Annotated in this window: 25 protein-coding genes; 2 read left to right on the top strand and 23 right to left on the bottom strand. The window is 62.8% G+C overall.

Annotated elements, in window-relative coordinates; genetic code table 11:
- Positions 1-18: 18 nt before the first annotated feature.
- The 7 genes from DOM66_RS13730 to DOM66_RS13700 form a co-directional block, all read right to left on the bottom strand.
- Positions 19-1,203: a M20 family metallopeptidase gene (locus DOM66_RS13730; RefSeq protein ID WP_245392444.1), complete on the bottom strand. Its 1,185-nt coding sequence runs from the start codon at positions 1,201-1,203 to the stop codon at positions 19-21.
- Positions 1,200-2,624, bottom strand: a complete 1,425-nt coding sequence (locus DOM66_RS13725) for a M20 family metallopeptidase (protein ID WP_110690576.1) — start codon at positions 2,622-2,624, stop codon at positions 1,200-1,202. Before DOM66_RS13725 ends, DOM66_RS13730 begins: the two co-directional genes overlap by 4 nt.
- A 54-nt stretch (positions 2,625-2,678) precedes the next feature.
- Positions 2,679-3,713, bottom strand: a complete 1,035-nt coding sequence (locus DOM66_RS13720; RefSeq protein WP_110690575.1) for an ABC transporter ATP-binding protein — start codon at positions 3,711-3,713, stop codon at positions 2,679-2,681.
- Positions 3,710-4,732, bottom strand: a complete 1,023-nt coding sequence (locus DOM66_RS13715) for an ABC transporter ATP-binding protein (RefSeq protein WP_245392443.1) — start codon at positions 4,730-4,732, stop codon at positions 3,710-3,712. Before DOM66_RS13715 ends, DOM66_RS13720 begins: the two co-directional genes overlap by 4 nt.
- Positions 4,732-5,679 (bottom strand): ABC transporter permease, encoded by a 948-nt coding sequence (locus DOM66_RS13710; protein ID WP_110674939.1) that lies wholly within the window; start codon positions 5,677-5,679, stop codon positions 4,732-4,734. Before DOM66_RS13710 ends, DOM66_RS13715 begins: the two co-directional genes overlap by 1 nt.
- A 10-nt stretch (positions 5,680-5,689) precedes the next feature.
- On the bottom strand, positions 5,690-6,607 hold the full coding sequence (locus DOM66_RS13705; protein WP_106419615.1) for an ABC transporter permease: 918 nt from the start codon (positions 6,605-6,607) through the stop codon (positions 5,690-5,692).
- 141 nt (positions 6,608-6,748) lie between these two features.
- Complete coding sequence (locus DOM66_RS13700; RefSeq protein WP_110674940.1) at positions 6,749-8,269, bottom strand: ABC transporter substrate-binding protein; 1,521 nt, start codon at positions 8,267-8,269, stop codon at positions 6,749-6,751.
- 264 nt (positions 8,270-8,533) lie between these two features.
- Here DOM66_RS13700 and DOM66_RS13695 point away from each other — a divergent pair, with 264 nt between their 5' ends.
- Entirely contained in the window at positions 8,534-9,451 is a 918-nt protein-coding gene (locus DOM66_RS13695) for a LysR family transcriptional regulator (protein ID WP_110674941.1), read from the top strand.
- A 19-nt stretch (positions 9,452-9,470) separates the two neighbouring features.
- Here DOM66_RS13695 and DOM66_RS13690 read toward each other — a convergent pair whose 3' ends face one another.
- The 3 genes from DOM66_RS13690 to DOM66_RS13680 form a co-directional block, all read right to left on the bottom strand.
- The gene (locus DOM66_RS13690) at positions 9,471-9,956 is read right to left on the bottom strand and encodes an HXXEE domain-containing protein (protein ID WP_157959051.1); all 486 of its coding nucleotides are present in this window, start codon (positions 9,954-9,956) and stop codon (positions 9,471-9,473) included.
- A 135-nt stretch (positions 9,957-10,091) separates the two neighbouring features.
- Positions 10,092-10,382 carry a cupin domain-containing protein gene (locus DOM66_RS13685; RefSeq protein ID WP_110674943.1) on the bottom strand — a complete coding sequence of 97 codons (291 nt, stop codon included), beginning with the start codon at positions 10,380-10,382 and terminating at the stop codon, positions 10,092-10,094.
- Positions 10,383-10,489: 107 nt separating this feature from the next.
- Positions 10,490-11,644 (bottom strand): glycerophosphodiester phosphodiesterase, encoded by a 1,155-nt coding sequence (locus DOM66_RS13680; protein WP_110690572.1) that lies wholly within the window; start codon positions 11,642-11,644, stop codon positions 10,490-10,492.
- A 300-nt stretch (positions 11,645-11,944) separates the two neighbouring features.
- On the opposite strand from DOM66_RS13680, the gene DOM66_RS13675 reads away from it, so the two are divergent.
- Complete coding sequence (locus DOM66_RS13675) at positions 11,945-13,363, top strand: DEAD/DEAH box helicase (RefSeq protein ID WP_110674945.1); 1,419 nt, start codon at positions 11,945-11,947, stop codon at positions 13,361-13,363.
- Positions 13,364-13,496: 133 nt separating this feature from the next.
- Here the strand turns inward: DOM66_RS13675 and DOM66_RS13670 are convergent, their stop codons facing one another.
- From DOM66_RS13670 to DOM66_RS13615, 13 genes are all read right to left on the bottom strand, one after another.
- The gene (locus DOM66_RS13670; protein ID WP_110690571.1) at positions 13,497-14,132 is read right to left on the bottom strand and encodes a TPM domain-containing protein; all 636 of its coding nucleotides are present in this window, start codon (positions 14,130-14,132) and stop codon (positions 13,497-13,499) included.
- 18 nt (positions 14,133-14,150) lie between these two features.
- Positions 14,151-14,930, bottom strand: coding sequence for a TPM domain-containing protein (locus DOM66_RS13665; protein ID WP_110690570.1), 780 nt, complete (start codon positions 14,928-14,930; stop codon positions 14,151-14,153).
- 52 nt (positions 14,931-14,982) lie between these two features.
- On the bottom strand, positions 14,983-15,606 hold the full coding sequence (locus DOM66_RS13660; protein WP_110674948.1) for a LemA family protein: 624 nt from the start codon (positions 15,604-15,606) through the stop codon (positions 14,983-14,985).
- Between the two features lie 91 nt (positions 15,607-15,697).
- A complete protein-coding gene (locus DOM66_RS13655) occupies positions 15,698-16,174 on the bottom strand; it encodes an HIT family protein (RefSeq protein WP_110690569.1) in 477 nt (158 codons plus the stop codon).
- Positions 16,175-16,355: 181 nt separating this feature from the next.
- On the bottom strand, positions 16,356-16,907 hold the full coding sequence (locus tag DOM66_RS13650; protein ID WP_110690568.1) for a hypothetical protein: 552 nt from the start codon (positions 16,905-16,907) through the stop codon (positions 16,356-16,358).
- Between the two features lie 34 nt (positions 16,908-16,941).
- The gene (locus DOM66_RS19605; protein ID WP_157959050.1) at positions 16,942-17,664 is read right to left on the bottom strand and encodes a hypothetical protein; all 723 of its coding nucleotides are present in this window, start codon (positions 17,662-17,664) and stop codon (positions 16,942-16,944) included.
- A 485-nt stretch (positions 17,665-18,149) separates the two neighbouring features.
- The gene (locus DOM66_RS13645; RefSeq protein ID WP_110690567.1) at positions 18,150-18,626 is read right to left on the bottom strand and encodes an HIT family protein; all 477 of its coding nucleotides are present in this window, start codon (positions 18,624-18,626) and stop codon (positions 18,150-18,152) included.
- A 658-nt stretch (positions 18,627-19,284) separates the two neighbouring features.
- Positions 19,285-19,755, bottom strand: a complete 471-nt coding sequence (locus DOM66_RS19810) for a toll/interleukin-1 receptor domain-containing protein (RefSeq protein ID WP_223161988.1) — start codon at positions 19,753-19,755, stop codon at positions 19,285-19,287.
- Between the two features lie 425 nt (positions 19,756-20,180).
- A complete protein-coding gene (locus DOM66_RS13635; protein WP_110690566.1) occupies positions 20,181-20,786 on the bottom strand; it encodes a DUF4326 domain-containing protein in 606 nt (201 codons plus the stop codon).
- Entirely contained in the window at positions 20,786-21,226 is a 441-nt protein-coding gene (locus DOM66_RS13630; RefSeq protein ID WP_110690565.1) for a DUF488 domain-containing protein, read from the bottom strand. The genes DOM66_RS13635 and DOM66_RS13630 overlap by 1 nt, the downstream gene beginning before the upstream one ends.
- Positions 21,227-21,237: 11 nt before the next feature.
- On the bottom strand, positions 21,238-21,852 hold the full coding sequence (locus tag DOM66_RS13625; RefSeq protein WP_110690564.1) for a dual OB domain-containing protein: 615 nt from the start codon (positions 21,850-21,852) through the stop codon (positions 21,238-21,240).
- A gap of 663 nt (positions 21,853-22,515) precedes the next feature.
- Positions 22,516-25,029 carry a YbcC family protein gene (locus DOM66_RS13620; RefSeq protein WP_110690563.1) on the bottom strand — a complete coding sequence of 838 codons (2,514 nt, stop codon included), beginning with the start codon at positions 25,027-25,029 and terminating at the stop codon, positions 22,516-22,518.
- Entirely contained in the window at positions 25,026-26,606 is a 1,581-nt protein-coding gene (locus DOM66_RS13615) for an NADH-quinone oxidoreductase subunit L (RefSeq protein WP_110690562.1), read from the bottom strand. The genes DOM66_RS13620 and DOM66_RS13615 overlap by 4 nt, the downstream gene beginning before the upstream one ends.
- Between the last annotated feature and the right edge of the window lie 82 nt (positions 26,607-26,688).

Here is a 26,688-nt window from a genome sequence, read left to right as displayed (position 1 = left end):
TGCGACCGTGAAACGCGCTCAGCGCTCGACCTCGGCGGCCAGATCGAGAATCGTCGCCGCCACCGCCTGGGCCCGGGGCACGCAGGTCTCCAGCCGGCAGTACTCCTCGTCGGTATGCATCTTGGCTCCGACCGGCCCGGTGCCACACAGCGTGGGTACGCCCAGGCTGGCGGTGGTGCCGGCATCCGAGCAGCCGCCGGTGAACTCGCCCTCGACGGCGAAGCCCAGCCGTGCCGCCTGGACCTGGTAGCGTGCGAACAGCGCCGCGCTCATCTCCGGCTCCAGCGGCAGGAAGCCAGAGGTCTGGGTGAGCGTGGCCCGAGTACCGGGGACCTCCTCCTCGGCGACGATCGCCGCGATGGCCTGGAACAGCGCCTCGCGCTGAGCGTTGTCGACGAAGCGGGTGTCGAGCTGCGCACTCGCCGCCGGCGCCACGGTGTTGCGCGACACGCCACCCTCGATCACACCGACGTTGGTGGTCACGCCGCTGGCGTAGTCGGTCAGCGCATGCAGCTTGACGATCTTGCGCGCCAGCGCCTCGATCGCGCTGGCGCCATCCTGGTGGCTCACCCCCGAATGGGCGGCGCGCCCGCTCACTTCGATGCGGAAGGCGGCACCGCCCTTGCGCGCGGTCACCACGTTGCCGCTGATCCGCCCGGGTTCGGCGTTGAACACCGCCCGTGCGCCCTCGGCGGCAGCGCGGATGAACGCCGTGCCGTCCAGCGAGCCGATCTCCTCGTCGGCGGTGAACAGCGCATGCACCGCGAACGGCAGCCCGCCGGCACGCTTCAGCGCCCGCAGCACGAAGAGATTGAGCACCAGGCCCGCCTTCATGTCGGCGACCCCGGGGCCATAGGCGAGATCGCCCTGCCGGGTGTAGCCGCGCTCCGCCACCGTGCCACGCGGGAAGACGGTGTCGCGGTGCCCCATCAGCAGCACGTGGCCGCCGGCGCCATCGGTGGCAGCCGGCAGGCGCGCTTCGAGAATGTCCCCGGCATTCTCACGTGGCGTGCGTTCGAACGCGATGCCATCGGCCTCGCACCAGCCGGCAATGGCGTCGGCGACGGCATCGGTGCCGGCCTTGTCGTAGCTGTTGGAGTCGATGTTGACCAGCGTCTCCAGGCAGGTCTCCATCGCCGCGCGCTGCGCCGCCAGCCAGTCTTCGGCAAGCGCCAGGCGGGTGTCGTGGGTCATCTCGCTCATGCATTTCTCCTGGCGGCCGTGCGCGCGGCATGCACGCTCGCGCCCTGTTCGCCCAGATCCCACCACAGCCCGGCCATGATGCCCAGCCCCTCACGCAGGATGCTGGCCAGGGCGTGCTCGTCGGGGGCGTGCTGCGAACACGCCGGGTAGGAGTGCGGCACCCACAGGGTGGGCAGCTCAAGTGTCTCGGCGAAGACATCGTTGGGCAGCGAGCCGCCCAGATTGGGCAGCAGCGTCGGGGTCTTGCCGCTGGAGGCGTGGATCGAATCCAGCGCCCAGCCGACCCAGGGGTCGTCCGGGTCGAGCCGGGTCGCACGCATCTGCGACACCCGCGCGGCGCTCACCTCGACGTCATCGAAACCGCAGGCATCCAGATGCAGGCGCAGATGCCGCAGGAAATTCTCCTGATCGCTGCCGACCACGTAGCGCAGCTGGGCGTGGGCGTAGGCTTCGCCGGGGATGGCGTTGGCCGGGGCCTCGGGGTTGCCGGCCTTGAACGCCAGGAGCTCCAGGGTGTTCCAGGCGAACAGGCGCTCGGCGGGGGTCAGCCCCGGCTCGCCCCAGCCCTCGGCCAGCGCCGGGTCGCCTGGGGTGGTGCCGACTTCCAGCGCCGCCAGCGCCTGCTTCACCGCGGCGGGGATGGCCGGCGGGCGCAGTCCCGCGACCAGAATCCGGCCATCGGCATCGACCAGCGAGGCCCAGGCGTTGGCCAGGCGCGTGGCGGGATTGGCCAGTACCCCGCCCCAGTTGCCCGAGTGGTGGGCCCCGTCGCGGGCATGCAGGCGCAGATCGAAGTTGAACGAGCCGCGGGAGCCGAGGAACAGGGTCGGCGCGTCCGCCGCCAGCCGCGGGCCGTCGGAGGCGATGAACAGGTCCGCCGCCAGGCGTTCCCGGTAGGCCTCGCAGATCGCCTTGAGACCAGGCGAGCCGGTCTCTTCACCCATCTCCAGCACCAGCTTGACGGTGTAGCCCAGGCGCCCGCCACGCGCTTCGATGACCGCCGCCAGCGCAGCCAGGTTGACGCTGTGCTGGCCCTTGTTGTCGGCGGTGCCACGGCCGTACCAACGCTCCCCCTCCACCGTCACCTGCCACGGCGACAGCCCCTCGCGCCACTGGGCGTCATAGCCGCGCACCACGTCACCGTGGCCATAGGTGAGTACGCACAGGGCCGCATCGGCTTCGTGACGCTCGGCCAGCAGCAGTGGGCCATAGCCCGGCTCCGGGTTGGCGACGATCTCCCAGGTGAAGCCGAGCCGCTCGAGATCGGGGATGATGCACTCGGTCAGATAGCGCTCGAGTTCGGCATTACCGTCGCCGCTCTGGCTGTCGCTGCGCACCGCGACCCGGGCCGCCAGCTGGCGGCGAAACTCGCCCTCGTCGAATCCCTTGTAGACGCTGGCGAGCGCTTGTTGACGTGACATTCAGTGTCCTCGCATTGAATAAAAAAGAGCCTCGACTGCCCTGCTGCGCCCCGCTCAGGCCGAGGCGAAGTGACAGGCGACGCGAGTTGCGCCGGCAGTGTCGGTGACGAGCGCCGGACGAGTCTCGCGGCACAGCGCCTGGGCCTTGGGGCAGCGCGGATGAAAGGCACAGCCGCTGGGCGGGTTGCTGGGGTCGGGCATGACGTCGCCCAGGCCGATGTCCGGCACCCCCAGCCCGGGCTCCGGCGTCAGTGCCGAGGCCAGCAGCGCCTGGGTGTAGGGGTGGCGCGGGGCGGCGAAGATCTGCTCGCGACTGCCCTCCTCGACGATCCGCCCCAGATACATCACCGCCACCCGGTCGACCAAATGCTCGACCACCGCCAGATCGTGGCTGATGAACAGATAGGTCAGCCCGAACTCCTGCTTGAGATCGAGCAGCAGATTGAGAATCTGCGCCTGCACCGACACATCCAGCGCCGAGGTGGGCTCGTCGCAGATCACGATGTCAGGACGCATGATCAGCGCCCGGGCGATCGCCACGCGCTGACGCTGGCCCCCGGAGAGCTGCCCCGGGAACTGTTCGGCGGCCCGCTTGGGCAGGCCCACCAGGTCGAGCGTCTCGGCAACCCGCCGGGCACGCTCGCGCGGGGTGCCTATGCCATGCACGCGCAGCGGCAGCTCGACGATCGCGGCCACCCGCTTGCGCGGATTGAGCGACGAGTAGGGGTCCTGGAAGATCGGCTGGATATGCCGCGCCAGCGCCTTCTGCCCGGCGTCCCCCAGCGGGCGGCCGTCGACGCGCACCTCACCGGCGCTGGGCGTGGTCAGCCCCAGCAGCATCTTGGCCAGGGTGCTCTTGCCGCAGCCGGACTCGCCGACCAGCCCCATCACCTGGCCACGCGGGATCGCCAGCGAGACCTCGCTCACCGCCTGCAGCGCGCGGCCGCGCTTGAACAGCCCGCCACCCAGGGTGAAACGCTTGGAGAGTGCGCACAGCTCGAGCGCTGGCATGGTATCGATGTCGGTATCGGTGTCAGGGCCGGCGCCAGCCAGATCGGCCAGCGCGCCGGCGGACGATAGCGCGTTCATGGGCTCATCTCCGGTTGGGCAACGCGCGTGGCCGCGCGGTGTTCAGCGTAATGGCAGCGCGCCTGGTGGTCGCCGGTGAGGCGGCGCAACTCGGGCGTGCGCTCACAGCGCGCGGCGTCGACCTCCCCCTCGCGCACCAGCGGGCAGCGGTTGCGGTAGGCGCAGCCCTCGACCTCGCCGACCAGGCTCGGCACCACCCCGGGGATCGCCTGCAGGCGACTGCCGGGTGGCGTCTTCCCGGGCGCCGGGATGCAGCTCAACAGCCCGCGGGTATAGGGGTGGCTGGGGTTGGCATAGAGCGCCTGGGTGGGCGCGGTCTCGATCACCTCGCCGGCGTACATCACCGCCACGCGATCGGCGATCCGCGCCACCACGCCGAGATCGTGGGTGATGAAGATCACCGCGGTACCCATCTCCTGCTGCAGATCGCGCAGCAGCCGCAGGATCTGCGCCTGGATGGTCACGTCGAGCGCCGTGGTGGGCTCGTCGGCAATGATCAGATCGGGGTCGCACATCAGCGCCATGGCGATCATCACGCGCTGGCGCAGACCGCCGGAGAGCTGGTGCGGGTACTGCGCCAGACGCTCGGCGGCGGCGCTGATGCCGACCCGTTCGAGCAGTTCGATGGCGCGTTCGCGGGCCTGGCGGCGGTTGCCCAGACGGTGGCGCAGGAACGCCTCGCACAGCTGGTTACCCAGCGTGTAAGCCGGGTTGAGCGCCGTCATCGGCTCCTGGAAGATCATCGCCATGCGACGCCCGCGCAACTGGCCGCGCCGCCGCTCGGAGAGCGCCGTCAGCGACTCGCCGGCGAAGTCGAGGCGCCCGGCGCTGAGCTGGGCACGCCTTGGCAGCAGCCCCATCAGCGCCAGCGAGGTCATCGACTTGCCGCAGCCGGACTCCCCCACCAGGCACAGCATCTCGCCGCGCTCGACGCTTAAGTCGATACCGCGTACGGCGTGCAGGGTGCCGGCTTCCACCGGCAGATCGACCCGCAGGTCCTGAACATCGAGCAGTGGCATCAGTTACGCCCTCCCGGTGCGTTGAGGTCGCGCAATCCGTCACCCAGCAGGTTGATCGCCAGCACCAGCACGAACAGCGCCACGCCGGGAATCGCGATCACCCACGGCTGAAAGAACATGTAGGCCTTGCCCTCGGCGACCATCAGCCCCCAGGAGGGCAGCGGCGGCTGCACGCCCATGCCCAGAAACGACAGCGTCGCTTCGAGCAGGATGGCGTGGGCCATCTCCAGGGTGATCACCACGATCAGCGCCCCGGCGATGTTGGGCAGGATTTCGCGCACCAGGATGTAGGGCAGCGAACAGCCCAGGGTGCGCGCGGCATAGACGTACTCGGCATCGCGCAGTTGCTGGGTCACCGAGCGCGAGACCACCGCGAAGCGGTCCCACAGCAGTAGCCCCAGCAGTACGATCACGGTGGTCAGCGAGCCGCCGGTGAGCGAGGCCAGCGCCAGCGCCACCAGCACCACCGGCATCGCCAGCCGGGTGGTGATGATGTAGCTGATGAAGGCGTCGACACGGCCACCGAAGTAGCCGGCGAGCACCCCCAGGGTGGTGCCGATCACCCCCGAGATTAGTGCGGCCACCAGCCCGATGGTGAGCGAGATGCGGGTGCCGTAGATCAGTCGGCTGAGATAGTCGCGCCCCAGCTTGTCGGTGCCCAGCACGTGGGTCCAGCTGCCCTTGTCGTGCCATACCGGTGGCACCATGCGGTTGGAAATGTCCTGGAAGTACGGGTCGTGGGGCGCCAGCAGCGGCGCGAACAGCGCCACCAGCACCGCCAGCCCGACGCAGACCAGGCCGATCGCCAGGCCACGGTGGCCGAACATCTTGCGGGTCACCCTCGACCAGGCCGGTCGTGGCAGCGGCAGCTCGCCCAGGGCGCGGGCACGGCCACCGGCGGCGGGGGCCCGCGAGGGGCGAGACGTCGTCGAAGTCGAAACGGTCATGGCGAGCTCCTCAGCGGGTACGGATGCGCGGATCGAGCGCCGCGTTGGCGACATCCGCCAGCAGCGTCAGCACGATGTAGAACAGCGCAATGATCAGCACCACCGCCTGCACCACCGGATAGTCGTTGCGCGAGATGGCGTCCCAGGCAAGCTGCCCCAGCCCACCGAGGGAGAACACCGACTCGATCACCACCGAGCCGCCGAGCATGAAGCCGAGCTCCACCGCGGCCAGCGCCACCACCGGGATGATGGCGTTGCGCAGGGCGTGCTTGAAGATCACCGAGGTGGTCGAGAGCCCCTTGGCACGGGCGGTGCGGATATAGTCCGACTCCAGCACCTCGAGCATGCCGGTGCGGGTCAGGCGCATCATCGCCGGGGTGGCGTAGTAGCCGAGCGCGATCGCCGGCAGGATGAAGTGCTCCAGCCCCCCGCTGCCCGCCGCCGGTAGCCACTTGAGCGTGACCGCGAAGACCACGATCAGGGTCAGGCCAAACCAGAAGCTCGGCATCGCCTGCCCCACCACCGCGAACAGCAGCGCCAGGCGGTCGACCCAGCTGTCGCGCTTGAGCGCGGCGACCACCCCAAGCGGAATCGAGATGCACACCGCCAGCCCCAGCGCCAGGCCGCCCAGGGTCAGGGTGATCGGCATGCGCTCGACGATCAGGTCGATCACCGTGCTCTGGTAGTAGTAGGAGCGCCCGAAATCGAACTGCAGCGCCCCGCCCAGCCAGTCGAGATACTGGCTCACGATCGGCCGGTCGAGCCCATACTCGACGCGGATCTGCGCGACCTGTTCGGCGGTCGCCTCCGGCCCGGCGATCGAAGTCGCCAGATCCCCCGACAGATGCAGCAGCATGAAGCTGACCACCGAGATGGTCAGTGCCACCCCCAGCGCCACCAGCAGGCGGCGCACGATGAATGTGCCCATAAGCTAAACGCCTCTCCCCGTCTCTCCTGACGCCTGTCGACGCTCGCGTCGACCCTTGCGCCCCCCAATCGTCACCCAGCGCGTCGCGACGGCTCTCAAACGCCCCGGCGCTGACCGGGGCGCGGCCTCACGACAGCCGGATCACTTCCAGCTCGCCTCGACGAAGCGCGGCAGCTCGTCCGGATAGGGGGTGAAGTTGAGATCCGAGGTGTAGGCGTAGTAGGTCGAGTAGGAGAACAGCGGCGCCCAGTAGGCCTGCTCGGAGATCCGTGCCAGCGCCTGACGATAGTTCTCGCGGCGCACCTCGGGGTCGACCGAGGTATCGGCGGTCTTGAGCCACGCCTCGACCTGCGGGTCCTGCCACAGATCGTCGGCACCGCCGCCGAAGTAGACGCTGGTGAAGGCCGAGGCGTCGTTGACCGAGTAGGAGCCCCAGGTCTTGAACGACATGTCGGTGTTGCCACTGCGCTGCTGATCGAGCAGCGCCGCCGAGGTCATGAAGCGCAGATTGGCGCGGATGCCCACGTTGCGCAGGTCGCCGATCATCGCCTCGGCGTAGTCGCGCTCGCGGTAGGCGTAGAGATCGATCTCGAAGCCGTCCGGGTAGCCGGCGTCGGCGAGCAGCGCGCGCGCCTTGTCCGGATCGTAGTCGTACTTGACCACGTCCTGGGTCTCGCAGCCGAACTGGGCCGGGAAGCACGGCGCGTAGAGCGGCCGGCTACCGCCGCGCACCAGATTGTCGGCCATGCCCTGGCGGTTGATGGCGTAGTTGATCGCCTGGCGCACCTTGACCTTGCTCAGCGGCGAGGCTTCGCGCCGGGCGGCATCGAAGGAGAGATAACCGACCCGCATGGTTTCGCCGCTGGCCACGGTGATGCCGGGCATGCCCTGCATCTGCTCGGCCTGATCCGCGGGCACGCGCCAGATCCAGTCGACCTGCCCGGTCATCAGCTGGGCCACGCGGGAGTCCTGATCGGGGATCACCTTGAACTCGATGTTGCCGATCTGCGGCTGGCCCAGCGGGCTGTCGGCGAAGTAGTCCGGGTTACGCGTGAGTTTGACGCCCTCCCCCGGTTTCACCTCGGTGATGCGATAGGGGCCGGTACCGATCGGATGGCGACTGAACTCCGCCAGGCCGACCTTCTGGAAGTACTCGTCGGGATAGACCGGCGTCGGCCCGGAGAGATACTCCAGCGCCGCCGGGAACGGCTGCTTGAGATGGAAGCGCACCTGGAAGTCGCCACGCTTCTCGACGCTCTCGATCCAGTCGACGTTCTGGCGCGTGACCACCTTGGAGTCGGGCGAGACCACGTAGTTGAAGGTGAACACCACGTCGTCGGCATCGAACGGCTCACCGTTCTGAAAGGTCACCCCCTGGCGCAGGGTCATGTCCAGGGTGGTGGGATCGACCCAGTGCCACTCGGTGGCCAGCTGCGGCTGATACTGATTGGTCTGCGGATCGCGGTAGATCAGGGTATCCCAGGCCAGGTGGGAGAGGATCACCCCTTCACGCACGTTGTTGTGGTAGGGGCTGACGTTCTCCGGCTCGGTATCGGAGGCGTAGACCAGGGTGTCGTTGGCCTTGCCGGCCAGAGCGGGCAGCGAGAGGCAGCACAGGGTGGTGCCGACCAGCACGCGTTGGAGCACGGTGGTGGAGCGCATATCGACCTCGTCTTGTTGTAGATGTCGTCGTTGATGCTGTCGTTTTTGATGCGATTGTCGTGGAGTTTGTCGTTATTGATGCCGCCGTCTTGAATGCCGTGATGGGTTGCCGTCGGGTGATGAGCCAGCGGCGCCGGCGCGCGCCCCCGTTCGAGAGGGAGCCTGAAAATCAAGCTATCGAAGGGAAAAACATGCCACAAGTATCATGTTTCGATGGCATCCTTGCCGTATCGGCAAACCTTAATAAAAACAGGGCAACACACTATGGCCAGCTCCCATCGCGCGTTGCAGGAGACCGCCCTGCGCTACTTCCTGGCGGTGATCAAGTGGGGCTCCATCAGTGAGGCATCGGCGCATCTCAACGTCGCCGCCTCCGCGATCAGCCGTCAGATCGCCCGGCTCGAGACCGAGCTCGACACCCAGCTGTTCGAGCGCCGCGCCCGCGGCATGATTCCCAGCGCGGCAGGTGAGCTGCTGGCGCTGCATGCACGGCGCCAGCAGTTGGAGAGCGAGCGAGTGGTGGGCGAGATCCAGGGCTTGCGGGGGCTGCAGCGCGGCACCGTGCGGCTGGCCAGTTCGGAGGGGTTCGCGGTCGATTTTCTGCCCAAGGCGATCGCCGAATTCCGCCACGACTACGCCGGCATTCTGTTCCGGCTCAACGTGGCGTCACCGGCCGAGGTGACCCGCCAGGTGCGCGAGGGCGAGGTCGATATCGGGCTCACCTTCAGCCTGGCACCGCAGCCCGACGTACGTGTCGAGCATCGCCAGCGCTCACCAATCCTGGCGCTGATGTCTCCGGCGCATCCGCTCGCAGGAAGGCGGCATCTCAAGCTGGCCCAGCTGCAGCCCCACGCCATGCTGCTGCCCCCACCGGAGACCACCCTGCGCCAGCTGTTCGATATCTGCTGCGGCCAGCAGAATCTGATTTTCACCTCGGTATTCACCAGCAACTACATAGAGTCGATGCTCAACTGCGCCATCTTCGGCGGCGGCATCGCACTCGCCGGAGAGCTCTCCATCCGCCAGCGGCTGGCGCAGCAGCGACTGGTGGCGATCCCCATCGTCGACGCCGGCATGGATGCCCGCCATATCGAGGTACAGACTCTGACCAACCGCACCCTGCCAGCGGCCACGGCAGCCTTCGTGGCGCACCTCAAGCAGGCGATGGCCGCCCCCGCCTGAAGCGGCGTGGCGCAATATGTCAGCCGCTCATGCCATGCGCGCGGCTGCGCCGTTTATGAGTGTGCAACGACCATGCCTGATACAGGCTGCCGAGCGCCACTGACAGCACCATGGCCGTCAGTGACACACTCTGCGTCATCCAGAAATGGATGACGCCCACGACGAACAGCGGCAGATAGAGCAGGCATCCGGTAACTACACCGGGTGAATATCGCTTCCCGCGAAACGTGGCGACCAGGTGGAACAGCGCGTTGTTGGCGAGAATCGACATCAACACGAGCCACCCAGAGATGATGGCACCGGCGGAAGCCGGCCCGGTGTAACCGACCCAGACCGCCACCAGAATCATGATCACGTTGATTCGGAGTAGAAAACCCGGGGTCAGGCTGGCGGCGATATCGGGCCGATACCAGGCATACCACTGGCGAAAACCGCCTGGCCAAGCGAACTCTTCGATCAGATGACAAAGGGCGACGCCCAGCGGCGCCCAATACAGTAAGGACATGCGCTCGATTCCCATGACAGCAGACGTTCCCACCAGCCTGCGTGAAGGTACTCAGCGGACGGCTCGAGCCACATCATTGCCGCCACGCCGAAGGTCACCGGCCCGCCCCCTTGTTCTTGATCCCGACCCTGTCAGCTACTTGAGTTCGATCTCGACGAACACGAACTCCTCGTCGTTGGGGTTGATCACGTTGTGTTCGACGCCGCGCTCGCGGTAGTAGGAGACCCCACTCTCCAGCGTCGAGAAGGTGTGGCCGTCCAGGGTCTCGAGATCGAGCTTGCCGGTGCACTGCGGCACCACCACGTAGTCGCAGTCATGCACGTGCCAGCCGGTCTCGGCGCCGGGGGCGAAGCGCCACTCGGTGACACGCACGCGGGCGTTGTCGATCTGGACGCTGGGCTGGGCCTGGGGGCGGTCGGTGGACATATGACGAACCTCATGGAAAAAAGTGCCCGGGCGCAGCCCTGCGCCCGGGAATCAAGTGGAAAGACTCAGCGCCATCCTACCCGGATAGCGCCTGGGGGTTATGAATCCTAGAAGCCTTCGCGGGTCAGGATGGCACCCTGATCCCCCACCGGGCGACCGAGAAACTCGAGCAGCGCTGCGGGGCGGTTGGTGAAGAAACCGTCGACGCCGTTGTCACGATAGCGGGCGAAATCCGCCGGCTCGTCGACGGTGTAGACGTGGACCAGCAGGCCGTCGTCATGCGCCAGGCTCACCATCCACGGCGCCGCCAGCTCCATGTAGCTGAACTGGCTGCTGAAGGGCCCGTCGTGATCGTGCTGCACGGTGGAGGGCCCGACGCCGATGGCGCCATGCGCCTTGGCCACATCGAGCCACGCCTGATAGGCCGCCGGCGAGGCGACCTGCTGGCGCGCGTAGTAGTCGGCATCGCTCTCGTGCTCGCCCTGGGGCTCGCTCGGCGCCGCGTCGATACCGCCCTCACCCAGCCACAGCAGCAGTACCCGCGGTACCTGGGGCATGGTCTCCTCCAGCGCCGCGAGACTGGCCTTGGAGAAGGTCTGCAGCACCACCCGGCCCTTGCCGTCGGCGACCTTGACCGCCTCGCCGCTGGCCGGAGCCCAGGCGCCAGCGCCCTCGCCCAGCCAGCCCCGCGCCGTGAGCTTGTCACGCAGATCGCGCTCGATCCCGGGGAACTGCTCCGGCACCTTGGTCTCGATGTAGAGCCCGGGATGATTGGCGCCCCCCTCGGCGATATCGATCACCTCGTCGAGGGTCAGGATCTCGAGCCCGGCGTAGGCGTCGCGGGCCCGCTCGGGGTAGTGCGCATTGAACCAACTGCCGGCATCGAGCTGCTTGAGTTCGGCCAGGGTGAAGGCGGAGATTGGCGCATCGGCACGCTCGGGGAAGACCTCGGCGACGTTGGTGTTACGTCCCAGGGTGTTGTCGTGGAAGGCGACCAGCTTGCCATCGCGGGTGCGCTGCAGGTCGAGTTCGAGATAGTCGGCGCCCAGATCGCGGGCCAGCAGATAGGCCGGCCGGGTCGACTCGGGGGCCTGATAGGAAGCGCCACGATGCGCGATCACCGCGTTGCAGGGCACCGGAATCTTGGTGCACAGCGTCGCCCCCGGCGTAGCGGATTGGGCCATGGCGAGAGGCGCCACGCTCGCCCCCAGGCTCAGGCCCAGCGCACCCAGGGCCAGGGCGGATTTCCAGCGAATCGACATATCCTGTTCTCCTTGTTTGATTCCTTTCCGCAACGCGCAGTGCGCGTCCGACAGGCACTCTAGTGTAGCCCGTCACCACGACAGCAGGGGCGGCGAAGCGTGACCGGGATAGCGGTGGACGCAGACATACGTTAAGCTGCCGGCCATCGCCATGACCTGTCTGGCCGTCGTCACGCGAAGCGGATAACTCTGACGACCCATCTGATCGGCGCCTCAACGGCGCACCTGCCAGCACTGGCTTTTCCCCGGCAGCGCGTAGCCGCTTCGCTACGCCATCCGCCGCGACCTAGAGATTACCGAATGTCTTTTGATTCACTGGGCCTGAGTGCCCCGTTGCTGAAAGCCGTGGCCGAAGAAGGCTACGACACCCCCTCGCCGATCCAGGCCCAGGCCATCCCTGCCGTACTCGACGGGCGCGACGTGATGGCGGCAGCGCAGACCGGCACCGGCAAGACCGCCGGCTTCACCCTGCCGATTCTGCAGCGTCTTTCCGAAGCCCAGCGCCCCAACGGCCGCCCGGTGCGTGCGCTGATCCTGACCCCGACCCGCGAACTGGCGGCCCAGGTCGGCGAAAGCGTCGCGACCTACGGCAAGCACCTGCCGCTGACCAGCGCCGTGGTCTTCGGCGGGGTCAAGATCAACCCGCAGATCGCCAAGCTGAAGTCCGGCGTGGATATCCTGGTGGCCACCCCCGGGCGTCTGCTCGACCTGCACCAGCAGAAAGCGGTGTCGTTCGAAGCACTCGAGGTGCTGGTGCTCGACGAAGCCGACCGCATGCTCGACATGGGCTTCATCCACGACATCCGCCGTATTCTCAAGGTGCTGCCGGCGCAGCGCCAGAACCTGCTGTTCTCGGCCACCTTCTCCCAGGAGATCCGCAACCTGGCCAAGGGCATCGTCAACGACCCGGTAGAGGTCTCGGTGACCCCGCGCAACACCGCGGCGGCCACGGTGACCCAGTGGGTGCATCCGGTCGACAAGAGCCGCAAGCCGGCGCTGCTGTCGCACCTGATCGAGACCCACCAGTGGCAGCAGGTGCTGGTCTTCACCCGCACCAAGCATGGCGCCAACCGCCTGACCAAGTATCTCGAAGGTCAGGGCATCGAGGCCGCGGCGATCCACGGCAACAAGAGCCAGAACGCGCGCACCAAGGCGCTGGCCGACTTCAAGAATGGTGATGTCCGCGCTCTGGTCGCGACCGATATCGCCGCCCGCGGCCTGGATATCGACCAGCTGCCGCAGGTGGTCAACTTCGAGCTGCCCAACGTGCCGGAGGATTATGTCCACCGTATCGGCCGTACCGGGCGCGCCGGGGCCAGCGGCCAGGCGGTCTCGCTGGTGAGCCTGGACGAGAAGAAAGAGCTGGCCGGCATCGAGCGGCTGATCAGCCAGCGTCTGGAGAGCCAGACGGTGAACGGCTTCGAGCCGACACCGGGCGGCGGCCCCAAGGTCGACGAGAACGAAGGTCGCGCACCGCGTCCGCCGCGTCGCCAGGGTGGTGGCCGTAACGGCTCAGGGCCGCAGCGCAGCGGTGGCGGTCAGCGCAGTGCGAACAGCCAGCGCCAGAACGGCGAACCGCGCGGCAACGATAACCGCAGCAACGACAACCGTAGCAGTGAAAACCGTGGCAACGAGTCGACGGCGCCGCGGCGTCGCCGCTCGCGGGGCGGCCGTAGTCGCACCGGCGGCAACGGCGGCGCGGCCAGCGGCAACCGCTGAGCCCACCCCGCTAGACGCGCTATACCACAGACGCCACCGCACTTGCGGTGGCGTCTGCGTTTCAGGCCCGGTATGGAGGTATGACAGTATGGATGAGCGGATCGCGAGAGCCCGATAGCGGCAGCTCGACCGCTCACTCCAGCATGATCAGCCGGTTGGGCAACTCGTTGCGCTCATGGGTCGCCGGCAGGTGGACCTTGAGACGCTCGCCGCAGGCCTCGATGCAGTCGAGGAAGCCCGCGAGTGTGCGCCCACCCTGCACCTGTGCGGTGAAGCGTTCGACGATCTGCCCCCACTCGCTGTCGTCGAGGCGTTGAGAGATGCCATGATCGACCAGGATCTCCACGTAGCGCTCCGCCTCCGAGACGAAGATCAGCATGCCGGTCCCGGCCTCGGTACGGTGCAGGTTCTGCTCCAGAAACTGCCGCCGGGCCAGATTGGCCGCGCGCCAGAAGCGTACCCGGCGCGGGATCAGCCGGGTCAGCAGCGGCGGCCAGCGAAACGCCACCGCCAGCAGGCTGAACAGCACCCACTGCACCAGCAGCAGGGACCAGGCGCCGAAACCGGCGATCAGCCCCAGCCAGCTGGCTACCACCGCCACGGCCCCCGGCACCAGCAGCGCCGCCAGCCCGGCCCACAGCAGCGGAATATAGGTGTAGTCATCCGCCTGGCGCGCCAGCACGGTGACGATCTCGGCGTCGGTATCGCGTTCGATGCGGGTGATCGCCTCGCCTACCTGCTGCCGCTCACGTTCGTTGAGTAGCGTCATCTGCCATCGCCTCGCTCGTTACCAGCCACCGGAGGCGCCACCGCCCCCGAATCCGCCACCACCACCACTGAAGCCACCGCCGCCGCCGCCGCCGCCAAAGCCGCCACCGCCGAAGCCACCACCCAGACCGCCGCCCAGCAGCACGCCGCCCATGGCGCCGCGCCGACGCCGCCGGCGACTTCCGCCGCCACCCCCACCACCGCCACGCACGATCAGCATAACGATGAAGAACAGCAGCCCGAACCAGAGCCCGGCGCCGCCCAGGTGGTGCGATTCGTCACGCTGGGGTTTGGGTGTGCTGGCGCGGGCCCCCGGGTCGCCGCCCAGAGTCTGGATGATCGCCCGGCTGGCGTCGACGATGCCGGCGGCGAACTGGCCCTGCTTGAACGCCGGCAGCAGCACCTGGTTGATGATCCGCGAGGACTCGGCATCGGTCAGCCGGCCCTCGAGCCCGTAGCCAACCTCGATCCGCGCCTTGCGCTCGGCCATCGCCACGATCAGCAGCGCGCCGTTGTCCTCACCCTTCTGGCCGATGCCCCAGTGGCGCCCCAGCTGATAGCCGTACTGCTCGATGGTCTCGCCCTGCAGATCGGTCAGCGTGACCACCACCACCTGCTCGCCGGTGGCCTCTTCATGCGCCTTCAGCATCGCGTCGAGCTGGCTGGTGGTACCGGCATCGAGCAGCTTGGCGTTGTCCACCACGCGCCCGGTGAGTTCGGGAAAATCCGGCGCTGCCACCGCGACCGCGGCGAACAGCGCCAGCCAGACGGCGAGTGTCAGCGAGATCGCGTGTCGCATGGGCGCACTCCTGTGGCAGTAAGAAAGGCGGGCTCGAAGGTCCACTGGCACCTCAGAACTTGACCTGGGGTGCCTGGTCGGCGTTCGGGCTGGTGGCCTCGAAGGTCTCGCGGATCGGCATGTCGCTGTAGAGCAGGCTGTGCCAGATCTTGCCCGGGAAGGTTCGAATCTCGGTGTTGTAGGCCTGCACCGCCTGGATGAAGTCGCGTCGCGCCACGGCGATGCGATTCTCGGTCCCTTCCAGCTGCGACTGCAGGGCCAGGAAGTTCTGGTTGGACTTGAGATCCGGATAGCGCTCGGAGACCGCCATCAATCGGCTCAGCGCGCCGGTCAGCTGGCTCTGGGCCTGCTCGAAGCGCTTGAGCGTCTGCGGGTCGTTGAGGGTATCGGCATCGACCTGGATCGAGGTCGCCTTGGCGCGCGCCTCGGTTACCGCGGTCAGCGTCTCCTTCTCCTGCTGGGCGTAGCCCTTCACCGTCTCGACCAGATTGGGGATCAGATCCGCCCGGCGCTGATACTGATTCTCCACCTGGGCCCAGGCCGACTTCACCTTCTCGTCCAGGGTCGGGATGTTATTGACGCCACAGCCCGACAGGGCCAGCACCAGACACAAAAGCGCCAGCCAGCGCCACGAGTAGGCCACGGCAAAGCGACGGGGATCAGCAGGATGGGACATGAGATACGCTCTCGCAGACAGGACAGGAAAGGATCAAGGATAAGGAGGCCCTACCGTACCCGCGGCAGCCGGCGCTGTACATCTCCCCGACTCACTCCCCTTGAGTGTCGCTGTCAGCCTCACGAATAAACGCCGCAAGCCGGGCCAGCTCGGCATCGTCGGCACGCTGGTAGTCGTGAGAGGAGAGATACCCTTCGTAGCGCTCGAAATATTTGTCCACCCGCGATTCGATCGGCTGGAAGCCCGCATCGGCGCCGGTACCGTGCATGGGAAACAGCTTGGCGTGGAGATGGTCGACGCCGTAACCCTCGAAGAACATGCCGCAGCGGGCCACGCCCGCCAGTGCTCGATCCAGCCGCCTGGCCACCTGCTTGGTCGCCACGATCAGCTCACGCAGCACCGCGTCTTCCTGTTCGAAGGCATAGCTACCGTGATGCGCCTTGGGGATCACCACGCTGAAGCCACGGGTATTGGGGAAGATGGAGAGAAAAGCGAGATGCCGCTCATCCTCCCAAATTCGATGACAGGGCGCGCGCCCGGCCACCATGTCACAAAAGAGACAGCCCATAAGGGTGGGTCCTTTCATCTCAGCTCGAACGTACCGATCTCTGGCGGAGACCTAACGCTGAGCGAAGCGGTGGCCAGCATGGGGCGTCGTTTGCGCAAACATGGCGTAGCCATGCGCAAAAAGGCGCGGGGTGCTGGGCGTCCGAGTAAGCGCGGCGAACGACTTGAACGAATTGTTATATTCAAAGTTGCCCGTTGTACTGAATTGGGGATTTATCGATGCCAATATCACGCCGAATCTCGTTCAATAGATCGATCGCGAGATTTCGAACATTGCTCCATTCATACGGCTCATCACCCTGAGATACGCACAGCAGATGATCCATGAGCCGATCTTGAGCATCCATGACTTGCTGAGGAGCCAGCATCGCCAAGTAGCCATATACTCGAATTCTTTGCTCGTTGAACTCATCGAAACGGGATGCTGCCTCGTCCGCGCAAAGCCTTCCCTGCTCGATAGAATCGAAGGAAGCTAGAACTTTTGAAACAACATCGACAACTGCTCGATATGTGAGGATTTTATCGTTCTGGAACCGCAGCGTAGTTTCCTTAACGACATCGAGCTCGCGCTTGGTCTTTTCTAGCTCGGAGCCAAGAGCGGTTCTTTCTCTTTCTAGAATGCGGCTGGCCCAGACCTTGCCGAGCCAAGATGCCATAGCGAAAACAAGAGCTCCGCCGACGCCAATTGACGCCAATGATGCTGTTACCAGCTGAAAGACGGCATTCCATTCCAACGTCCCGGACCCTTATTGAATATAACGCTTGCGTTCAGTTGCGATTGCGTAGCGCTAGCGGAGCAGACGTCAACTGCAACGCTTTTTTAGCGCTCGATGATTCAAAGCCTCGAGGTGGCTCAATCAATAACTCATTAGCTTTATAGGGAGCAACCAGTCGACCCATGAAATCTCCTTCCTTTCTAATCGCAGTATGATATTTTAGCTTTAGACTTTCCGGTGCTGGTTTAAAGCGATCGTCAAGACACGAGAGAAACTGATCAAGATCTTCTTGATAGTCTAATTCGTAGCTAATTCCTTCAGCTACTCTTGTGATAAGCTCAGCCTCTCGAGCTTTTTCTGCCGGCGACATATTAGCAATACGCTCCTCAAATCGATCGATTCGTAGGAACAGCCGTCGAATTTTATCTGGCAAGCAACGTTTCCGCTTTGCTTCAATAACTCTGCTCTCATCCACACCATCTTTCACTAGAGTATCGGTTATAAACTCTTTTACAGATTTAGCGTCTTTTATTACCTGATCAACACCTGAACGAAACGACCCGTACTGGCCTATTGCCAAATATATAGATCCCGCGACCAGAATCCAGGCTTTTACGCTACCATCTCGCAGCTCGACCCGAACATTAGAGTTCTGCCGATAAATTACTGATGAGTATTGACCCGTAACATTTATCAGATATTCACGAGTAGCCTCGAAGTCATCGTAAGACAAGTCAAAATCCAAGTGCAGATAAACAATAGCGAGATTACTCATGATTCTCCGTTGTCGCTAACAGTGATTATACAGCGCGCTCGCTTAGTGACTTGAACGCGCTAGCACGCTCAACAATATTATCGAGCACACCATTTTTACCTAACCCATTGATAAAACTGGTTTCTCACAACAGCTCGGCTACCTATGCCGAATTCGCATGCTTGCGCATCGTGCCAGATCCAATGACACTGTATACAAATACAAAAACTCAGGCATCAACGTATGGATGCGCAGAGCAGACCACCCAAGCTGATAGATCGTGTGAAGGCCATCATGCGTGCGCACCACACGGGTCTGCACGAGAAGTCAGCGAGCGAAGGCCAGACCGGGGCGCGTAGCTAAGGCAAAAATTGGAGAAGAGGCGGAGTTTACGGGGTGTAAATGAGCACTCTGAACCGACTTTTAACGCCGTATTGCCGAGCGCAGACAGTTTTCGTAGGAAGCCTACCGTACCCGCGGCAGCGGGCGCTGTACATCTCGCCGACTCATTCATATTGGCCCTCTGCGTCGACCTCGCGAATAAACGCCGCGAGCCGGGCCAACTCGGCATCGTCAGCTCGCCGGTAGTCGTGAGAGGAGAGATATCCTTCGTAGTGCTCGAAATATTTGTCCACCCGCGATTCGATCGGCTGGAAGCCCGCATCGGCGCCGGTACCGTGCATGGGGAATAGCTTGGCGTGGAGATGATCGACGCCGTAACCCTCGAAGAACATGCCGCAGCGAGCCACGCCATCCAGCGCCCGATCCAGCCGCCTGGCCACCTGCTTGGTCGCCACGATCAGCTCACGCAGCACCGTGTCTTCCTGCTCGAAGGCATAGCTACCGTGATGCGCCTTGGGGATCACCACGCTGAAACCACGGGTATTGGGGAAGATGGAGAGAAAAGCGAGATGCCGCTCATCCTCCCAAATTCGATGACAGGGCGCGCGCCCGGCCACCATGTCACAAAAGAGACAGCTCATAAGGGTTTGGTCCTTTCATCTCGGGGTGAACGCACCGATCTCTGGCAATGAGGGACAAGATAGACCATGGCGCCTTGGGAGCAGACGCCCGGTGGCCAAGCGCGAAATCATAAAGTTTGGTTAAGGAACAGGCTTTAGCGCGTCCCAGCGAGCGAAGCGAACGGTTTGAACCACTAGTTAGGTTTCACTACTCGTCCAGTTCCCACTGCGTTGTATCATCAACAGGTTGTGGCATGCGCCCTTCGAGCCATTTGGCAATAGCACCGGGTTTGAAATCTTTGTCTGAGCACTCAATTACCCAAGATAAAAAATCTCTTGGACCACCATTCAAGTAAGGCGGCGGCGAAACAGGTTTAAATACCGTAGGGAGACGCTCATTCAATGACAAGCAATTCAATATACGACCCAACTCTTGGACGACTTTCCAAGAATACGGATTATCAATATCGATAGTAAACTTAACCCACCATTGACCGTCTAACGAGCATCCGTGACTGAGCGGAGAAAAGGTGCCCGGGATCTTCTGCAGGAATATTTCAAGGCTCTAAAATGCACGATCATCCGTAATAATGACTTAACACAAAGTTCAGCTGCCGAGTGCTGGCGCCAACTTTGAAAACCAAAATTCATGAAACACGAGATCAACTGGAACACTTTGCTAGGTATTTTTCACAGCATCAGCTACTTTTCCAGCTATTTCTCGAACAGCAAACATCGTTGAGTTCAACGCCACTTTATCGACTAAAGATGGGCTTAACCTCATGATTTCATCCTTAGTTATATTGTGCCAAATGGGTAATATAACCTTACCACCTTCCATCTCTCTTATCACCAGACCATTCAGCTCATATTGAGTCCAGCTTTTCTCGAAAAAGGCTTTAGATAGGACAATTAGACCATACTTAGATTCAGCTAGGCCTTGATCAATTGAGCGGCGCAAACTATCACCAATGCGCAATGTATACTCGTCATACCAAACAGATACCCCCAAGTCAATTAGCTCATCGGCAGGTGGCTTAACAAAATTTGCTTTATCTTCAGATGCATGGGAAATAAATAACTCAACTCCGGATTTTGTTTCTTCTTTATCAGGGGAAAACTCAATTCTCAAACCTTTTAACTGGGACAAAATATTTTCCTGATCATGAATTTCTTTGTTAATTGCTCGATTTAGAGCGAGCCGCTCTTTTTTCTTAGCTTGGCCTCCAAACTTAGTCCTTTGTCGTTCATTGACCTTGCGAGATTTCTGATGTTGTTTTTGTTCAACCTGCCTCCTGGCTTTTACAACCTGTTTCTCTTTAGCCCTCAGCTGCTACCTAAGCCTATTGACATCATCCAATGATGGGTCTGCGAAACTTAGCTTCTGAAACATCCTTTTAAACTCATTTTCCTTGTTCAGCAAATCTTTTTCACACTTTTCTATTTCAGCATATAAAGTGCCAATACCTTTGAATCTAGGATGCTTCACGCAACTCTCCTGATGTCTGAAGCCGCGCTCCGTGGCAAACTTTGAGCGCATCGAAAATTTTCCGACAGCAGCGCTTTCTTAAGAGATCACTTACCGTCATCCCATGAATTCAAAAAGTCTGCCAACACATCTCCGTGACACGAATCTGGCTTACAGAAACACCCCAAACGTTTCCCAGCAAGCTTGTAAACCTCTTTTTTCTCCTTATTTGGAAATTTTTCAAAATCAAAATCGTACTTGTACTTTCTAATGACCTCTTCTCTATCTTCACCATCTTCATACATTGAATAAGGGTTGCCCCAATACGATCCCCGCCCAATGTACTCGTACTCAGGCGTGCTTTTTATCCCCTTATACTCTGGCTCACGCTTAATATTAATTACCCGAGTAATAGCTATATTTATCAAACGAAGAGGAACAGAATTTTCTTTAAGCAGCTTAACTTCTTCTGGAAACTCTTCACCGTCGTCGAAAACAATTGCGTGGGTTATGTTGCTCACACTCCAATTCTCAGATCGCTGAGTCGAACCAACTTTCTGGCTCTCATCAGAAATGCGCCGGATAAAATCATTATCATCCGATGGATAAATTAACTCAACCGCATCTGAGGCAGAGAGTATTTTTTCAACTTTCCTATGAAACTTTTGGTAGCAATTGAAAAGCTTCGGATAAAGAACTAGGACTTTTTTCATCAGTATAAATGTTTAACCTTGAGGTCCAATTCAGCGTGTTCGTTTAAATACTCCACGACTAGCCGCCTGTGACAAAAATGCGGTTCGTGTTCGGAGCACAGCAAACACCCATGGTCTAGGAGCGATGGGGTGATTGATTTCTCAATATTTCTCTGTGCCATTAGATTAAGGAATTTATCCTCATATCGCCCCCATGGCATATCACCCTTCTTATATGCGTTAAGAATATCTTTTGTAGGTGCCAACTCTGGCAAATGCACATAATCAGCACCACAAAGTTCTTTCAAAAAAAACTTCAGGTCATCCCTTTTTGCAAACCCAGACAATTGAGAAAGATTATTGAGACGGACATCAATCAAGGTCTTAACTTGCGACACCTTGAGAAATTCAAAGAACTTTTCCGCATTCTTTTGTGTAAATCCAATCGTATAAATTTTCATAGCTCTTCCTGCTAAAATACAGTCGCAACGAGCTTAAAGCAGTCGCCTTGGTACTCTTCGCCAAGGCTCACACATAGAATCCCTTTAACTTCCTCATTATTTTGAGTGATTCTGTCAAAGTTAGGGTCCGTAACAGCGAGATCATAGCCAGTGCCGCGATATGAAAACGATGCTCTTCGTCGGTCATGCTGATTTCTGTATAAATTCAAATTGTCGACAGCTATTAGATACAAGGATTGTCCAACTACAATCTGTCCTGATAAAATAAGCGCGTGAGGCACTCGATCTGCATGACCCCATATATCGCCAGGTTGATCCAGGTACTGGTTTAATTCTCCGTCTGAGATCCTATAATTTTGCCGCCACATAGATCCGTCTATTACATAATTTTCTGGCTGGTGCGCCAAGGGAACATGAGTAGAAAAGCCCATAAGTACTTTCTGTAAAGGCTTCACATTGAAAGTTCCATGTGGGTTCTGGCACTGAGCTTGCGCGTGACTCAATTCCGCACCATTTGCATCCGAGACCGGCCGCACCCACTGGCCAGTAGCAGTGCATTTTCCAGCAACACAGTGCTGATGATGTTTCACGGAATTTGCCAGAATCACTATTTCAACGTTGTTCATAATCTCCTCCAAATGTGAGCTGCGACGTAACGCCTAACAGTGATTACACGGCAGGCTCGTTTATTGCATTGAACGCGCTAGCACGCTCAACAAAATTATTGAGCACACCATTTTTTACCTAACCCATTGATAAAACTGGTTTCTCACAACAGCTCGGCTACCTATGCCGAATTCGCGCGCTTGCGCATCTTGTCAGAGCCAATGAAGCTGTATAGAAACACAGCAACGCGGGCATCAACGTATGGATGCGCAGAGCAGACCTCCCAGGCCGATGGATCGTGTGTAGGCCATCATGCGGGTAAAGCGCTACAGCCCGCGTTCCGAGAGAACCTAATGCCTGGCCACGCTACCGCCCCTACCGGGGCATGGGTGATGCTGGCTTGCCATCCATGCAGTAGTGCTAGCATTCAGCTAAGAGACAATTCCACCTAGCCACGCAAGAGATCTTGAACAACAAGATTATTCACTCACCATGACAGATGCAAAACGTTGTGTGTCGCAATAGATACATAGTTTGCCGCTCTGGGATTCAGCCCCCGGGAACTCCACCACGCAAGCGGATGCCAGCGCGGTGGAAACGCCCCAAAAAGAGAAAAGCCCCGAGCCAGTGGTCTGGCCCGGGGCTTTTTCTGATGAAGCGGGTTTGCTAGGCAAATCTTACCGTTAGCTACTGAACCACTGCCCGCCACGGTAAGCGAGCACTTCGCCGCTCTGGTCATCCAGCGCGAATAGATGCAGCCAGCCGTTGTGCGTCAGCGAGGTCAGCGCCTCATGGCGCGCGACGATCTCGGCGATAGCCTCCGGGGGCGCGGCGAGGTAGGCGCTCAGGCGCAGCGGTTCGTGGCGCCAGCGCTCGCCGTCATGCAGCGATTGCAGCGGCAGACCGATACGTAAATCGCCGCCGTTGCCTTCGAACACCCCGATATGCCCGCCGACCACGTTGTGCAGCACCTTGTTGCCACTGCCGAACTTGCGGTTATCGGTGACCGAGGCGTTGTATTGCATGTTGATCCAGTGGGCGACCACCAGCGGTGCGGTCATGATCGCTTCCAGCCGCGCGAAGTCGCTATCCGTGCGCCAGTCGTAGTCGTGCAGGAAGCTGCGCCCGGCGAGATCGAGCAGCGCGGTGCAGCGCCGCGGGGCGGCGATGAAGCTGGCGTTGTTGGCCAGCCCCCACTCCGGGCGGGTCTGCGACCAGTCGGCGCCACGGCGGTCCAGGGTCTGCTCGAGTTCGGGCGTATCGGCCGCGAGGCCGAGCTGCGGGGCGCGCTCGCGCCGGGCCTGCTCGCCGGCCCGCTGGAGCCAGGTGCGCATCTCTTCACCCAGCACCTGGGCGTCCGTCTCGGCCTCCAGCAGTTCGAGGCGGTCGGTGATGGTGTGGTGCAGCGCCGGTACGAAGCGCGTTTCCTGGGGGATGACCAGCCCGTCTTCGGCCAGCGCCTCGCGCAACGCGGAGTCGTTGAGCAGCCGCGCCAGGGCGCGTACCGAGACTTCCCCGGACTGGCCGCCGCAGGCGCCACACTCGAGCCCCGCAGCGTGCGGATTGTTGCTGCTGTGGCTGCCATGCCCCACCAGCAGTACCCGAGAGGCGATGTGCTCGGTCAGCCCCATGCCCACCAGCACGCTGCGGGCGAGCGCGGCCTTGTCGGCCAGGCTCAGAGACTCGCCGCTGCCGCGCCAGTGCCAGCTCAGCGTATCCATGGCGAGTGGCTGGCGCCGGGCCTTGGCCTCCAGCGAGCGGCGCAGCAGCTTGCCGGCATAGAGCAGCCCGCCCGCCTCCACCGCGGTGAAGCTGGCACTCGCCGTGCGGCTCCACTCCTGCAGGCGCGCCTGCCAGTTCAGCCGTTGCGCGGTGTGTGTCGTCCCCGTGTTCGGTTCGCTCTTGAGCATTACCTGGGGCGCCAGCAGCCCCGGCAGGTGCGGCTGGGCCAGCGCGGTGCCACCCTGCTGGTGCGCCAGCGGCAGGCCGAAGAAGCCGGCAAAGCCCAGGGTCTGGATCGCCGGGCTCTGGCGCTCCAGTGATCGGCGCATCGGTTCCGAGCGCACATCGATACAGAACACCGCCTGCAGCCGCGGCGTCTGCGCCTGTTCGGAGGCGATCCCCGCGGCCTGCCGCAGCGCATGATGCAGCGGCTGCTGATAGGCCAGCTCGCTGGCGAGCTGCCACACCCACAGTGGTTGCTGCGCGCGCTGGTGGTGCTCGATCCGCGATGGCAGTGCCACCAGTTCCGCGTGCCATAACCGATTCAGGCGCTCGGCCTGCTCCGGCTGTTCCGCCCGGGTATAGCGCCACAGCACCAGCTCCCAGGCCAGGCGTATCGCCAGCAGGCTGCGCATATCCGACGGCGGGCCCGCGAACTGGCCCTCGTGCTGAGTCCCCTCTTGCCCCTCACGGGGGGACGCACCCAGCCCCTGCTGCCAATCCTGATAGGCGACCCAACTGGCCCAGCCGTTGATATCGAGCAGTAGTGCCTGGGCGTAGCTCTCGAGCTGGCCGGTGGCCACATCCAGCTCGGCGATGGCGGCCTGGAACAGCCCCTCTTCGCTCTCCGGCAGAGTCTGGAAGTAGCGCCGCAGCCGCGGTTCGCCCATCAGGATGGCGATGCCGCGATCCTTGAGGGTCATCTCGCGCCAGTGCTGATAGAGCCGCATGTCGCTGGGCGCCTTCAAGCGCTCGGCGTTGAGCGGCCCGTCCGCCTGATAGTAGGCGGCGCAGAACTGGCTGATCTGATGGGTGATCTCGTCGCGCCAAGCCATCTGGTGCTGACGGTCACGACGGGCATCGATCAGATCACTGATGTTGTGCCAGTGGGGCAAGCGGCTGAGCTCGTCGACCACCGCCAGTAGATTGCGGTAGGCGCCGTGGTAGTCGAGCCGTGCGGCGGCCTCACTCAGGTGCGCCTCGGTGATCTCGCCGCGCTGCCAGGCCGCCAGATAGTGGCTCGGCGGCATCAGGCCGTGGACATTGCCCAGCGCCGAGAGGCGCGCCGAGACCGTGGCGGCATCTTCACCGCGCTGGGTCCAGTAGGGGCTCACCGCGATCAGCCGATCCAGCGGCCAGCTCGGGGCGATGCGCGCGCAGGCGCGATCCAGCGCCGCGATCTGGGGCTCGGTGAGCGGCGTGGCGTCGCTCGCGTCGGCCAGCCGTGCGGTTCGAGAGGTATCGAGACTCATCATTGGAAACTCCCGCGAGAGACGGTGTGATGCTGCTTGGCCTGAATCCGGCCGGGCAGCGCGTGGGGCCAGAGCTTGAGGGTGTTACGGGTGACCCATTCGTCGAGGTAGAAGCCGGCGTAGCAGTAGCGGTTGAGCGTCTGCGAGGCGCGGTAGTGCAGCCCATGGCGCTGCAGCCAGTAACCGGCGAAGAGCAGCACGAACAGCACGCTCACCCACAGGTCTGCCCAGGGCGAGACACTGTGCCCGGTGGCGGGGAGCAGCGTGACGAACAGCGTCTTGAGGCCGACATAGGCGAGCACCACCAGCACGGCCAGGCCGAGGAAGCTGCCGAGGGCGTCCGCACTGCGTTCGCTGCGGCGCTCAGCCAGCATCACGGTCAGAGCCAGGGTGACCAGCACCCAGGGGCTATAGGCGGCGAAGGCAGGCGATGTACTGAGGCTGCGCGCCAGCACCACCACGCCGCTCACCAGCGCGGCGCTGATCAGGAAGGCCGCGAGCCACTGGCCCGGAGAGGGGCTGCGGGCGGGGGCCTGGCGGCGCAGCAGATCCTCGGCCACCGCCTCGCCGGAACTGAGGAAGGCGTAGGCCTTGTAGCAGGAGTGGGCGAGCAGGTGCAGTAGCGCCAGTTCGGTCAGCCCGAGGGCGATCTCGACCAGCATCAGACCCATCTGGGCGCTGGTCGACCAGGCCAGGCGCACCTTGACGCTGACGCGGGTCATCATCACCAGTGCCGCCAACACGCTGCTGACGCCAGCCACCGCCAGCACCAGCGCCTGGGCCGGGGCCGACTGCAGCAGCAGCGGCGAGAACAGCAGCAGCAGGTAGCCACCGAGGTTGATCACCCCGCCGTGCAGCGTCGCCGACACCGGGGTCGGCGCCTCGACCACCTGGATCAGCCAGCCGTGCAGCGGTAGCTGGGCGCACTTGATCAGCGCCGCCAGCCCGATCAGGCAGGCCGCGGCCTGGTCGGCGAGGCTCAGGGCATGGCCGGGCACGGCATAGGCGGCGGTGATGACGCTGATCCGCGCGCTATCGTGCTCCAGGTAGAGGATGACAAAGGCAGCCACGGCGCAGAGCTCGGCGGCGCGGGCGAAGAGGAACTTCTTGTGCGCCGCCAGGGCCGCGCGGGGGCGATCGGGGTAGAACATCAGCAGCTGGTGCATGGCCAGGCTGATGCCCAGCCAGGCGAGCAGGAACAGCGGCAGATAATCGCTGAGCACCGCCACGCTGACCGCGGCGAAGAGCGCCTGAACGAGCGCGACGAAGCGCCGCTGGCGTGGCTCGCCCTGCAGATAGGTCGCGCTGTAGCGCACCACCACGAAGGCGATGAAGTTGGCCAGCGCCAGCATGCTCAGTTGCAGCACGCCGCTCTGCCACCAGCCGGCCAGCGCTGGCAGGCCATGTACCAGCCCCAGCGCCAGTAGCGCGGCTGCCAGCATCACACTGGCGCTGGTGGTGACCTGGCCGATGCGCCAGGCCCGCGCGGTGGCGCCGCGAGCGCTGACCACGGCCCCCAGCGCCAGGATGAGCGGCACCAGGGTGAACAGAAGGGTGAAAAATGGCTCGTTGCCGTGCATGAGTAGGCTCCGCTGATCCAGGGAGCGTGCAGTATCCGGCGAGCCGTTTTTTAATTAAAATAGATATTAATTGATGAATTGC

The sequence above is a fragment of the Salinicola endophyticus genome, assembly GCF_003206575.1.
Lineage (GTDB): Bacteria > Pseudomonadota > Gammaproteobacteria > Pseudomonadales > Halomonadaceae > Salinicola > Salinicola endophyticus.
Note: the sequence above shows the minus strand (reverse complement) of the source record. Positions and strands in the feature narration are given on the sequence as shown.

What these genes read in the sequence shown, in the direction of transcription:
- DOM66_RS13730 (WP_245392444.1), bottom strand. Translation starts at nt 1,203, where the DNA reads ATGAGCGAGATGACCCACGACACCCGCCTGGCGCTTGCCGAAGACTGG.
- DOM66_RS13725 (WP_110690576.1), bottom strand. Translation starts at nt 2,624, where the DNA reads ATGTCACGTCAACAAGCGCTCGCCAGCGTCTACAAGGGATTCGACGAG.
- DOM66_RS13720 (WP_110690575.1), bottom strand. Translation starts at nt 3,713, where the DNA reads ATGAACGCGCTATCGTCCGCCGGCGCGCTGGCCGATCTGGCTGGCGCC.
- DOM66_RS13715 (WP_245392443.1), bottom strand. Translation starts at nt 4,732, where the DNA reads ATGCCACTGCTCGATGTTCAGGACCTGCGGGTCGATCTGCCGGTGGAA.
- DOM66_RS13710 (WP_110674939.1), bottom strand. Translation starts at nt 5,679, where the DNA reads ATGACCGTTTCGACTTCGACGACGTCTCGCCCCTCGCGGGCCCCCGCC.
- DOM66_RS13705 (WP_106419615.1), bottom strand. Translation starts at nt 6,607, where the DNA reads ATGGGCACATTCATCGTGCGCCGCCTGCTGGTGGCGCTGGGGGTGGCA.
- DOM66_RS13700 (WP_110674940.1), bottom strand. Translation starts at nt 8,269, where the DNA reads ATGCGCTCCACCACCGTGCTCCAACGCGTGCTGGTCGGCACCACCCTG.
- DOM66_RS13695 (WP_110674941.1), top strand. Translation starts at nt 8,534, where the DNA reads ATGGCCAGCTCCCATCGCGCGTTGCAGGAGACCGCCCTGCGCTACTTC.
- DOM66_RS13690 (WP_157959051.1), bottom strand. Translation starts at nt 9,956, where the DNA reads ATGTCCTTACTGTATTGGGCGCCGCTGGGCGTCGCCCTTTGTCATCTG.
- DOM66_RS13685 (WP_110674943.1), bottom strand. Translation starts at nt 10,382, where the DNA reads ATGTCCACCGACCGCCCCCAGGCCCAGCCCAGCGTCCAGATCGACAAC.
- DOM66_RS13680 (WP_110690572.1), bottom strand. Translation starts at nt 11,644, where the DNA reads ATGTCGATTCGCTGGAAATCCGCCCTGGCCCTGGGTGCGCTGGGCCTG.
- DOM66_RS13675 (WP_110674945.1), top strand. Translation starts at nt 11,945, where the DNA reads ATGTCTTTTGATTCACTGGGCCTGAGTGCCCCGTTGCTGAAAGCCGTG.
- DOM66_RS13670 (WP_110690571.1), bottom strand. Translation starts at nt 14,132, where the DNA reads ATGACGCTACTCAACGAACGTGAGCGGCAGCAGGTAGGCGAGGCGATC.
- DOM66_RS13665 (WP_110690570.1), bottom strand. Translation starts at nt 14,930, where the DNA reads ATGCGACACGCGATCTCGCTGACACTCGCCGTCTGGCTGGCGCTGTTC.
- DOM66_RS13660 (WP_110674948.1), bottom strand. Translation starts at nt 15,606, where the DNA reads ATGTCCCATCCTGCTGATCCCCGTCGCTTTGCCGTGGCCTACTCGTGG.
- DOM66_RS13655 (WP_110690569.1), bottom strand. Translation starts at nt 16,174, where the DNA reads ATGGGCTGTCTCTTTTGTGACATGGTGGCCGGGCGCGCGCCCTGTCAT.
- DOM66_RS19605 (WP_157959050.1), bottom strand. Translation starts at nt 17,664, where the DNA reads ATGAGTAATCTCGCTATTGTTTATCTGCACTTGGATTTTGACTTGTCT.
- DOM66_RS13645 (WP_110690567.1), bottom strand. Translation starts at nt 18,626, where the DNA reads ATGAGCTGTCTCTTTTGTGACATGGTGGCCGGGCGCGCGCCCTGTCAT.
- DOM66_RS13635 (WP_110690566.1), bottom strand. Translation starts at nt 20,786, where the DNA reads ATGAAAAAAGTCCTAGTTCTTTATCCGAAGCTTTTCAATTGCTACCAA.
- DOM66_RS13630 (WP_110690565.1), bottom strand. Translation starts at nt 21,226, where the DNA reads ATGAAAATTTATACGATTGGATTTACACAAAAGAATGCGGAAAAGTTC.
- DOM66_RS13625 (WP_110690564.1), bottom strand. Translation starts at nt 21,852, where the DNA reads ATGAACAACGTTGAAATAGTGATTCTGGCAAATTCCGTGAAACATCAT.
- DOM66_RS13620 (WP_110690563.1), bottom strand. Translation starts at nt 25,029, where the DNA reads ATGATGAGTCTCGATACCTCTCGAACCGCACGGCTGGCCGACGCGAGC.
- DOM66_RS13615 (WP_110690562.1), bottom strand. Translation starts at nt 26,606, where the DNA reads ATGCACGGCAACGAGCCATTTTTCACCCTTCTGTTCACCCTGGTGCCG.